Here is a 12,281-nt window from a genome sequence, read left to right on the forward strand (position 1 = left end):
ATTATTGATATAAAATTAAATTATTATGAAATTAAATTTCGCAAGTGTTGCTTTAGCTTTAGCGTTGCCAGCGGGCTTAATGGCGCAAGATGTAAAGACATCTGAAACTTATCCTAACACTTTTTCATCAGGTTCTGCTAATGTAGCACCTTTTACTCAAGATGCAAAAAGGTTCAACGATTGGTCTATCTCTGTAGGTGCTGGTGTTCCACTAGTTCAATCTTCAGATTTAACTTCTATTAAGAATGGTAACGGAAAAAATCTTTTTGGTTATTCTGCTTACTTTAGTATTGACAAAGCTATTACTCACGCATTTGGTTTAAATCTTCAATATGATAGAGGTGAAACCAGACAAGGATGGTATAATACTAAAGATAAAGGTGGTAAAGGCTATGGTGCTAGAACACAATACGATGCTATCTCTTTATTAGGTGACATCAACTTCTCAAACTTGTTAAGAAGAGTTGACAACAAATCTAATTATAGATGGGCGTTACATGGGTATGCTGGTATTGGTACTTTAGCATATAGAGCTTATTTAGAAAAAGATGGTAAAAATCAAAGGTTAATGACTGAAGTTAAGCCTTTCTCATATACCTCTCTTTTTGGACAAGCTGGTGCAGGTCTTAAGTACAAAGTATCTAAAAGATTAGATCTTGAAGGTAGATTAATGTATGTGGTAACTGGTGACGATCAATTTGATGGTGGAGGTGATCAGTACAGTGCAATTAACAGCCGTGAAGACCAAACGTCTGACAACTTCTTCAATGCTACATTGGGTATGACTTTCAAACTTGGAAAACATGATTCACATGTAATGTGGCACGACCCGATGCAAGAACTATATTACAGAATTGATGCTTTAGCAGCGAAAAATCAAGATGTAGAAGTTTGTAAGAGTGGTGATGCTGATAATGATGGGGTTTGTGATGATTGGGATAGACAATTGGATACTCCTGCTGGTGCAAGAGTTGATGGTGCTGGTGTAGCTTTAGATACAGATTTAGATACGGTAATTGACCTATACGATCAGTGTGTAACTGTTCCTGGTCCTGTAGAAAACAATGGTTGTCCTTACAACAATAATGTTACTAGCAATACAACTGAAGTTAAAGAACAAACTCAAACTTTAGAAGGTATTGAATTTGATTTTAATTCATCTAAAATTCTTTCTTCTAACACAAGCATCTTGAATAATGCAGTTAATTATATTAACTCTTCAAATAACTCTTATAGAGTAGTGGGGGGAACTGACACAAAAGGTTCTGATGCTTATAACCAAAAATTATCAGAAAGAAGAGCTAATAGTGTTAAATCTTATTTAATTCAAAACGGTGTTAGTTCTTCTAAATTAGAAGCAGTAGGTAGAGGTGAAAAAGATCTTAAATACCCTGAATGTAATCCAGCTTCTAAATGTCCAGAATGGAAAAATAGAGCAAACAGAAGAGTATATTTCGAAGCTAAATAAATTTAACTCCTTATCTATAAAGCCATCTCTTAACTGAGATGGCTTTTTTATTTACAATATTTAATTTCTATCTACAGTGCAAAATAAGATTAATAGACTAAAAAATATATATTCTAAAACATAATTTAGTAAATAATAAAGTTTGTCTCAATGTTTTCCTAAATAATTAAGATAGAAGGAAACAACTGATTATACTTTAATTTGTGTCTTTTTTAAAAATCAATTCTCCTTTTTTAGACTTATATGCTGTCCTAAATAAAAATAAAATACATCAATGCTAATTTTATTTGTTTTAAGGTATATCTTTAAGAGTTTAAAACTTTTATACATTTTTGTTGCCCTAAATAGTTTTCATTTTTTATATTTAGGATGCTATTTAGTTTATAAAAAAAGCTTTTCAAAATAAATTGAAAAGCCTTTATTTAAAAATTTAATTCTTAATTATTTTCTGGGTAATGACAATACCTGCTGAAGTTGTAATTTGTACTATATATACTCCTGGACTATAGCCCTGCATCGGTATAGGTTGATTCAAACCTTCTTTAATAGTAGATAATAACTTACCAGAAACATCGTATATAAATAAGCCTGTAACATCCTTATTATTCTGAACTCTAAAATTGTCTTTAACTAATGTAGGATAAATAGTTATCAAACTTTTATTGGATTCTGCCACAGACATATTTTTTGAGGTTCCAGAAATAATAATGCTATAATCTTGGCTAGATGTATTGCCTACATTATTTAGTAAATTTTCTTTATGGGAAACTTCAACTTTATAATTTCCTTTAGGTAATGAATTCACTTCTATTTGCTCTACATTATCCACTAAATTATCCCCTTGAGTAGCAGGATTCATAGGATGGTTAGCATCTAATTTCCATGGTTGATATACATGTTTGGTTTCTACATTAACCAGCCTAATGTCTAGGTCGTTAATCAACTTTGAAGTTCTATTGTTGTGCGCATCTTGATATGTAGTTGGAATATTTTTATACGATGGATCTGTCCAAACCATAGTCACTTTAAGTGGTTGACTGCCATCTGTATAAATATCAAACGATTGGCGCTCTCTATTTTTAAGAGTTTTATTCTCAAAAATTACTTTTTTATTAGCTGCATCCACTAGAAGTTCTGCGCCTTTTTTAGCATCAGCAAACCCCCAGCCATACCAAACATCTGGACCTACATTACCCGCATCTTGAGCCGAATGGATAAGCAATGCTTTCGCAGAAGCTGCATTTAATTCTGAACCTTGAAACAAATCTTTATAAATTTGAGACCAAAGCCCTATAATACCCGTAACTTGTGGTGCTGAAAAAGAAGTTCCATCACCCATTCCCCAATCGCTGCTTCCCGTACTCGTTGTAGAAGCATAGAAAATATCACTACCCACACCTGCAATATCTGGTTTTATAGCACCATCATCTCTAGGTCCGGCACTACTATAACTTGCTTTTTCTACATCCGTAGATTTCTGATAGCGATTATCGGAGTTTTTCAATTTTTGTGTCGCCCCAACAACGATAATATTTTTAGCTAAAGAACCTGCTCCAATACAATCATAACCTTGAGAACAATTATCAGATGGTAAAACATCCTCAGAGATGAATTTTTTGTAATCGCCATTTTCATCCTCATAGTAACTATCTAATTTATAGCCCGCTGGTCCATCTCCATAAGAATTACCTGCTGATTTTACTATAATCATATTTGGGTTGTCATACACTATATCATCGTAGTTTTTATCGTTATTAAGATAACTTCCCGCTAAGTCGTACGAAACTTTATTTTTAGCATCATAATACCCATTCCAATACCACCCAGCAGTATTTTCGTCATCATATTCCCATTGAGCATTGATTCCGTAAGAATGGTTAGAAAGTGGAGCTTTAGAGCCTAATATTTTTTGAAATACGGACTTATCCTTTTGCTCCCCTTCAAGGGTCGTTGTTCTAAAACTATAACTCTTAAAAGTCGCTTTGGGCATAAATCCTTTGGTATTACCTGAAACCTTACCATTACTTATATCATGACCTATACCGCCAATAATGTCTGTCACTGATGTGGCATGGCTACTATAATCCACAGTAGACTTCTCTTTATTACTGATTCTATTATGCCCCGAAGTTCCAAAATCAATATGTTCACCATACACTCTACCACCATCGAATACAGATACTTCTATACCTTTACCATTATAAGCCTTAGATAGCCCATTGATGATGTTTCCTTTTTGTATAGCATCAGCATTAGAGTTTAGAATTTGGTCTTTATCGTTTATGGTTAGAAAATAAGGCTTTCCTTGAAACATAAAAGATAATTTATCTCTTTTTTCATTAAGCCTATGGACGAGGGTTTCAGTTATTCTCTTAGAGTCCTTACTTAAAGTTTGATTTTTAGATTTACTATGTAAATAAAATTCAAATGCAGATTGATTATTAAGTTTTTGCCGTTCTAAACTTTCATACAATTGATTGTGCTTTTGCTGTGCCACTATGCTCCCACTAAGAGCAATGATAGCCAAAATTAATGTTTTTTTCATGTTTTTATTTTTAACTTATATTTTAATTCAAATAAATTTCATATTTATGATGGGCGTGTATCGTCTTGATCAAATCCCCATCAATCTTAACTTTAGCTCGCATAGAATCAAGTTCTAATTCTGTATTATTCATAGGGTCTTTAAGGTAAAAACTCAATTGATGTTCGCCTTCATGAGAGATTAAATCATCTTTAAAAAATACCAAATCCTCTTTTCTTAAGTCAGTAATATCCGCCACAATGGACAAAGACTTCGCGTATTTCTCAAAGGCATCTTTTAAATCAATCACCTCATTTACATTCACAAACATTCTACCGTCTTTAACCAAAGCAAATTTCACTTTAAAAATCACAAAACGATGCAACGCAATTTTTTCTCTCAACCTCATATAATCTCGGTCCCCCAATCTAAAACTATAAGACCCGCTATAATCTTCTAGCGTAATAAAGGCTATTTTTTCGCCACTATTATAGCCATCTCGAATGGTATATTCCGTAATCAGTCCCGCAACGGTATATTCTTTGGAATTGGTATTGAATTTTTTCAACTCTTTATAGCCTTCTTTACCACTAAATAAATTCAAGTTAATTGAACTGGTAATTTGATCTTTGTAAGCATCTAAATCCTCTAAACAAAGAAAACTAAAGCCTCCTTTCGGCTCTACCACTTTGTTTTCTTCTTCTACTATTTCGCCATCTTCATCGGTTAATAATTCTACATCCAAATCCAAAGTATCCTCTACATCATCATCTAAAAGTTCTGGTTGCTGTAAATCTTTGGTTTCTAAGACTTCCAAAAGACCATCATTAGAATTTAGCACTTCCTTTTTGCTCAATTGACCTTGGATAAAATCAAACTGAAATTTATATTCATCTAAAGGATGTGCCGAAAGGTAGAAGCCGATAATATCTTTTTCTTTATTGAGTTTATGCATATTCTGCCATTCCATAGCAGGTGCAATTTTAGGTTGTTCTATTTGAACTTCTTCTGCAAAATCGGCGAACAAAGAATTTTCCACCTCGCTTTTACTTTCTTGGAAACTCTGACCGTATTTTAGCAAAATTTCAAGATTCGTTTTACCCGAATGATCAACGCTAAAATATTGAGCCCTGTGGTAACTATCAATCTCATCAAACGCCCCAGCCACAACTAAACTCTCGACTACCCTTTTATTAATTTGAGACGCAGGAACGCGCTCGAAAAAATCATAAATACTTTTAAATTTACCTTCTTCTCGCACTTGGTTAATCGCCTCACTTGGCCCTTCGCCTATTCCCTTTATCGCACCTAAACCAAACCTGATTTGACCTTTATCATTTACAGAAAATTTATACTGACTTTCGTTCACATTTGGACCCAGAACATCTACCCCCATCGCACGGCAGTCCTCCATAAACATTGTGATTTGAGCTGTGTTGTTAATGTTATTACTCATCACACTTGCCATATATTCGGCAGGATAATTGGCTTTAAGATAAGCCGTTTGATAAGCAATCAACGCATAACAAGTCGAGTGGGATTTATTAAATGCATATTCTGCAAATGCCTTCCAGTCGTTCCAAATTTTATTGAGTTTTTCCTCGTCTAGATTGTTCTTTTTACCCCCTTCTATAAATTTCGGGTACATCTTATCTAGTACTGCGATTTGCTTTTTACCCATTGCCTTTCTTAGCGTATCCGCCTCACCTTTGGTAAAGTTGGCCAACTTTTGAGATAATAACATTACCTGCTCCTGGTAAACGGTAATGCCGTAAGTTTCTTTTAGATATTCCTCTGTTTCTGGCAGGTCGTAAACAATTTCTTCAATTCCATGCTTACGATTAATAAAGTTAGGAATATACTTAATCGGTCCAGGACGATACAGGGCGTTCATCGCGATAAGGTCAGCAAAAACAGTAGGTTTTAGTTCTCGCATATATTTCTGCATCCCTGGACTTTCATATTGGAAAATACCAATGGTGCGCCCCTCTTTAAATAATTGATAAGTTTTAGCGTCGTCCAGCGGTATTTCATCTGGATTAATTTCTACACCATGTCTTTGTTTTACGAGTTTAATGGCATCTTTAATGATGGTTAAAGTTCTTAACCCAAGAAAGTCCATCTTGAGTAATCCCGCACTTTCCGCCACCGAGTTGTCAAACTGAGAGACTAAAATATCCGCATCTTTAGCGGCAATGGAAATTGGGACAAGGTTGGAAATATCCTCTGGGGTAATAATCACACCACACGCATGGATTCCTGTGTTACGGATACAGCCTTCCATTTTCTTTGCGGAATCCAGCACCGCATATCGTTCATCTTGTGGATTGTTGAGTACAGCTTTCATTTCATCTACCAGCGCCTTATCTTCATCTTTAAGTTTATCGTATTTTGATAGGGCTTTAGCGATGTTCATTCCCGGAACTGAGGGTACCAATTTAGCAATATTATTCGTTTCTGGAATCGGTACTTCTAGCACACGCCCCGCATCTTTTATCGCCGATTTTCCACCAAGAATAGAATAAGTGATAATTTGGGCCACATTGGACTTTCCATATTTTTCAATTACCCATTTGATGATTCTATCCCGACCTTCATCATCAAAGTCAATATCAATATCGGGCATGGAAATCCTTTCAGGATTAAGGAAACGCTCAAATAGCAAATCGTAAGCAATAGGGTCTACATTGGTAATCCCAATACAATAAGCCACCGCAGAACCTGCCGCAGAACCACGCCCAGGTCCTACCCAAACGCCCATATTTCTTGCCTCATTACAAAAATCTTGTACAATTAAGAAATACCCTGGATACCCCGTGTTGGCAATAATTTCCAACTCAAAATCTAAACGCTCCCGAATTTCATCGGTAATGGTTTCATAGCGTACCTTGGCCCCTTCGTAGGTAAGGTGTCTTAGATAGGCGTTCTCTCCTCGTTTGCCACCATCTTTTAAATCTTCCTCGGATTGAAATTCTTCTGGAATATCAAATTTTGGAAGTAATACATCTCGTTTTAGAGGGTAGTTTTCAAATTTATTCAGTAGTTCGGTGTAGGCGTCAAAGGCATCAGGATATTGCCTAAAGGCTTGTTTAAGTTCTTCTTTATCCTTAATGTAAAACTCTTTAGACCCTAATGATTTACGCTTTCCAAAACCTTTCCCAACTGGTGTAGACAGTTTTTCACCATCTTTAATGCAACTTACAATTTCTTGAATGTTAGCATCGGATTTTTCGGTGTAGAAGGTTTCATTTTGAGCCAAAATTTTAACATTGTATTTATCTGCTAGTGAAAGTAACACATCGTTTAAGTGCTGTTCTTCTTGCAGTTGATGGTTTTGTAGTTGTACATAGAAATCCTCTCCAAAAGTTTGATGCCACCATTGGAAACGCTCCTCCCCTTTTTGCTCTCCAAAATTTAATATAGCATCTGGAATATCCCCATGAATCCCTGAAGTTACAGCAATTAAACCTTCTTTGTACTCGGCAACCATTTGTCTGGAAATCCTTGGTACTCCAAAATAGAATCCATTAACATATCCTAAACTAGAAAGTTTGGCTAAATTTTTATAGCCTGCAAAATTCTTTGCCAAAAGCACCATATGGGTTCTACGGTCGGGGTCGTCTTTGGTAAATTGTTTTTGCTCAGGTCGGTCAGAAATATAAAACTCGCAACCGAGTATGGCAGTCAATTCTTTATTTTCAGGTTCTGGCTCAGAAAAGGCTTCACCTTTTTCTTCCGCCTCTTGTTTTTTGTTAAGGTAATCTTGTTGTGATTTTTTAGCTTCGGCATTATGTTTTTCAACTTCAGACACAAACTTGAAAGCACCCATCATATTGCCTAAATCTACCATCCCCACCGCTGGAAAGCCATTGGTTTTTGCCTTTTTAACCAAATCCGAAATAGAAGTGGTAGATTGCAAAGACGAGAAAATACTATGGTTATGAAAATTAAAATAATCCCCAAGCTCTATCTCGCTGATATCCCCAAAATCGGTTGTTTTTTTACCTTTATTAAAGCCTTCTACCTGTCTTCTAATGACAATGGCAAAAGGTTTTATCGGCTCTGGATGGTTTTGTTGGTAGACTTTAAGATGTTCTTCAGAAATTTTTAGTGTGTCAGCAGGGATAATACCAATACGCATCATTTCAAAAAAGACTTGCGCTGTGGCATTAACATCGGCTGCGGCATTGTGAGCTTCGTCGAACTTTTTACCATAAAGTTTTTCGTAGAGCTCCTCCAATTTAGGCGATTTATACTTTCCGTTTTTACCTCCACCTAACTGACAATAGTCCGTTCCTAAAATCATGGTATCCGCCGAAGGCACTTCTTCCAAAGCATTTGCCATGGATTTTCGTAAAAATTCTGCCCCTACAATATTATAATCAAACTCAATATTGTGTCCTGCCGCAACGGTTGTTTTTTTCAGCACTTCGGCAAATTCTTCCAATACTTCCTTTAAATCACGCCCTTGCTCGTGCGCCATCTTCGTCGTAATCCCGTGAATCCTCGCTGCATTAAATGGAATATCGTAACCTTCAGGCTTAATGATATAATCTTGATTTTCAACCAAATTACCTTCATTATCATGCAATTGCCAAGCAATCTGAACCATTCTCGGCCAGTTGTCCGAATCGGTAAGTGGTGCATTAAAATTCTTAGGTAAACCCGTAGTTTCGGTGTCAAAAATAAGATACATATCGTAGAATTTGGAACCCCAAAATTAGGGATTTTTTGTCAATAATGGATGAGGGTTGAGTTAAAAGTTTTGAGTGATGAGGGGTGAATGAATTATAAATGCTAAATTATAAATGAGGGTTGAGTTAAAAGTTTTGAGTTGAATGGTGCACACGGCAAGTGATAAGTTTTGAGTGATGAGTAGCATATAGCCTCTTGCTTACTGCCTAAAGAAAATCTTATGCACGTGTCACCCTGAACTTGATTCAGGGTCTTTTGAGCATGTTAATAGAACATCCAATAGCAAGATGCTGAACTAAGTTACCATTGACATAAATCAGTAAATTACTGATAAATATAAACTTAATTTTTGTCGTCCTGAGCGTAGTTGAAGGGCGTTCCTCATAAACTTGCAAATATAAGACCTCGACTACGCTCGGTCTGACAGCCTTTATTGTCATCTTCAATTTTTTGGAGTTGAAAAATTTCCAAAGGCTCAGCATGACAACGATTAAAGCCTTTCTAGATTTTGAAAGTACGCTTGTAATGCCCTTTTGTTTAAGGCTTGCTAAAGCACAATGGCGATACTATATTAATATTTTTTCCTTATCTCTTGCACAATAAAAAAAATATTGTACCTTTGTTGCCATTATGTTACAAGAAACCAGCATATTAAAAATTTCTCAAAAAAACTACCCCAATAATTTGGTGGTTTCAGAAAATTGTGTAAACACACACACACACACACACACACACACACACACACACACACACACACACACACACACACACACACACACACACACACACACACAGTTAATTCCCGCGTAGCGCGCGTATTATACAACCTTTTTTCTAAAAAAACAAACAGAAGNCAAGGTTTACCTTTAGCCATTTCTAATCCTGTAGCGGGCAATCATAACGACCTTTATGAGATTGAGGTTCAATTTGAAACGATTACGGACATCCTTGAACAAACTAATATTGCGGTTGATGGACTTTTTCTCAATGCTGACGCAGGTTTTGACTCTAAAGAGTTTCGTTGTTCTTGTAACAAGAAAGATATACAAGGTAATATTTGCTTTAATAAAAGAAACAACGATACTTCTGATAGGGATGAATATTTTGACCCTCTTCTCTACGAAGAAAGGTACAAAATATAATCGTGCAAATAAAAAGTAAATAAAAAAAGCAAATATTTTTGATTTTCAGACACTTTTATAATTCCAATCATCGGACAAGTTTTTGGAGAGATAAAACTATTTTTTTTATTTTTGGAGTATGATTACAGAAAGAGCCAGAGGTAAAAAAATAAATCAATTATTAAGGTATAAAAGCATAATGGAAGAATTTGACAAACATTATAGTCAAAATATCCCTATCACTGTTATACATAGGAAGTATATTTATCCTAAGTTCTTCATCAGCCGAGATACTTTATATAGAATATTTAACACTCCAATAAATGAGCAACTCGCAGAATTAGGTTATTTAAATTAGATAAGTGATAATTTCAATTTTATTATAAAGCCCCATTAAAGAATATTTAATGGGGCTTTAATCTTGTTTTAAATCATTTTAAACCTTTGCAGATACTATTGCTCCGATACCTTTATTTCGGATTGGTAAGGCAATAAATCGTTTATCAAATCCTATTACTGTGCCTCGTAGTTCTGGGTCGTTCATTCTTTCATACATTTTAAAACTTCCGTCCGCTTTCATTACTTCATCACCAGAAAAAGCAAAGGAGCAGAAAGTATCTGTATTTGCTTTTGCCTTACCGAATTTCTCTTTTTGTAAAGTAGTGGCGTTATAGGTTGGGTTTTTAGTAAATTCTAAAATATTGAACCCTGCAAATCGTCTCGGTTCTCCATTCACAAAGTCGGTAATATCTTTGAAACTTCGTAAGTCTGCTAAAATTAAATCTTCCGTGTGGCGTGGGTCTAATACTAAAAATCGCTTATCTACTGGAATATCCAATATATCAAATCTTCGTTTAAGTTTCAATATATCTTCTACTTTTAGTCTTTTATGCCCCTCTCCGTTGTCTTCGCCTGTGGTTGCAATAACTGGGGTAAAATCGGAGTTTCCATCAGGAGCAAAGGCGTGGGCGGCTTTGGTTGCAGTTCTTGTCTGTAATGCCATTTTATGTCCATAAATCACACTTTCCATTTTATCGTAAGAAAGTTCTATTGCTTCGGGGTTTCTTACGAGTGTGTTCTCCGTCTCAAATAAATCCAGTTCAAAAGATAGTGGCGTGTCTTCTCTTTCGTTTATCGCAATAGGATAAGTTTTGTTATTTATCAATACTTTGGGGTCAAAGCCTGTTTCTGCCATATTGATAATATCATACTCCACGAATTGCGAAAAATCCCTTGCATAGCTCAAAAAAGAAACTGCTGGATAAAAATTCTTTTGAATTTGGTCTGTCCAAATTTGCTTGTTTAATGTACTCATTTTCTTGAAATTATTTATATTAAAAATTAAATTATTGTGTGTTTTTCCTTATAGGCTTCATCTACAAGTCTTTGATATAATTCTTTGTCTTTTTCTAATTCATCAGGGGCAAATTTTCGGTATTCCTCTAATCCCCAGTCTATTTTACTTTTTCCGCTCTTATTGGCTAATGCCCTGCGTGTTTTTTCTATTTCTTGAATAGGGCTAAAAGTCTTTAACGGATAAGTTCCAAAAATAGCGGTAATAAGGTTCTTTTTGGCTTGATAAAAATCTTTTTCAAAATCCTTTTTTTGGAGTTCTTTCAAATGTTCTGGTATAACTTTTCGCCCTACTGCTATATCTAATAAAGCCTCTATTTCTATTGCTCTATCTTCATCTACTTCTTTTTTAAAGTCCAAAAGATACTTAAATTCACTTCTTAAAAGTCCTATTTGCTCCGCTATGCCCGTAAAACTTCTATCTTCTGAAACTAATGCGTGGGCTACGATATTTTGAGCCGTCATATTTTCAAAATAAAGAGATATGATTTCTGTATTATCATAGAGTTTTAGGGCGTTGGGGTTGCTTCCTATATCCACGATGGAAATTTCATAAAGTTGGCATTTTTCTAAAACGCTATTTTTTAAATCTTCTTTTTGGTAGGTAATCCCAAGACTTGCTCCCCTTAAAAACTCCTGTTCTACTTGCCTTGCTACTTCTTTACCTTTTTCGCTTTCCGTGTCAAAAATAGCATCTGCATAAAGTTTATTATCTTCTTTTCTGAGGTTCTCCCAACGCCCTATAATCGTGGGGCGTTCGTGCATATAAAGCATTATAGGATTTTTCTCAAACTGTGTGGTATCTATGCCCTCTGTAAGGACTTTGAACCCGTGAGAGTTCTCGCTCTCATCACTGACTAAAAATGTTTGTTTTTTACTCATTTTATTTCTTTTAAATATTGTCCCAATAGTCTTAATGTTCTTTTAGCTTCTTTAATTTCAAATGCTTCATTACACGATATTAAAATATCACGTTCTTTATGTAAGCATTCTTGGATATAGTAATAAAATAGATTATCAATAGCGTCTATTTGTTCCTGAAAATAATTACCAGCAAATTCTTCTATTTCAATGATTTCTTTCAATGTATCACTTTTTATGGTGGATTTCATTTTCTTTT

6 protein-coding genes are annotated in these 12,281 nt (G+C 35.1%); 1 reads left to right on the forward strand and 5 read right to left on the reverse strand.

Translation table 11 applies throughout. The features are described from left to right. Positions 1–25 precede the first annotated feature (25 nt). The gene (locus C237_RS0101065; RefSeq protein ID WP_018674634.1) at positions 26–1,468 is read left to right on the forward strand and encodes an OmpA family protein; all 1,443 of its coding nucleotides are present in this window, start codon (positions 26–28) and stop codon (positions 1,466–1,468) included. Between the two features lie 430 nt (positions 1,469–1,898). Here the strand turns inward: C237_RS0101065 and C237_RS0101070 are convergent, their stop codons facing one another. From C237_RS0101070 to C237_RS0101100, 5 genes are all read right to left on the reverse strand, one after another. Then, positions 1,899–4,013, reverse strand: coding sequence for a S8 family peptidase (locus C237_RS0101070; RefSeq protein ID WP_018674635.1), 2,115 nt, complete (start codon positions 4,011–4,013; stop codon positions 1,899–1,901). A 22-nt stretch (positions 4,014–4,035) separates the two neighbouring features. Continuing rightward, on the reverse strand, positions 4,036–8,688 hold the full coding sequence (gene dnaE / locus C237_RS0101075; RefSeq protein ID WP_018674636.1) for a DNA polymerase III subunit alpha: 4,653 nt from the start codon (positions 8,686–8,688) through the stop codon (positions 4,036–4,038). A gap of 1,556 nt (positions 8,689–10,244) precedes the next feature. After that, the gene (locus C237_RS0101090) at positions 10,245–11,123 is read right to left on the reverse strand and encodes a hypothetical protein (protein WP_018674639.1); all 879 of its coding nucleotides are present in this window, start codon (positions 11,121–11,123) and stop codon (positions 10,245–10,247) included. Between the two features lie 26 nt (positions 11,124–11,149). Next, on the reverse strand, positions 11,150–12,043 hold the full coding sequence (locus C237_RS0101095; RefSeq protein ID WP_018674640.1) for an HK97 family phage prohead protease: 894 nt from the start codon (positions 12,041–12,043) through the stop codon (positions 11,150–11,152). Further along, a complete protein-coding gene (locus C237_RS0101100) occupies positions 12,040–12,273 on the reverse strand; it encodes a hypothetical protein (RefSeq protein WP_018674641.1) in 234 nt (77 codons plus the stop codon). The genes C237_RS0101095 and C237_RS0101100 overlap by 4 nt, the downstream gene beginning before the upstream one ends. Positions 12,274–12,281 lie beyond the last annotated feature (8 nt).

It is taken from the genome of Riemerella columbina DSM 16469, assembly GCF_000374405.1.
Classification (GTDB): Bacteria; Bacteroidota; Bacteroidia; order Flavobacteriales; family Weeksellaceae; genus Riemerella; species Riemerella columbina.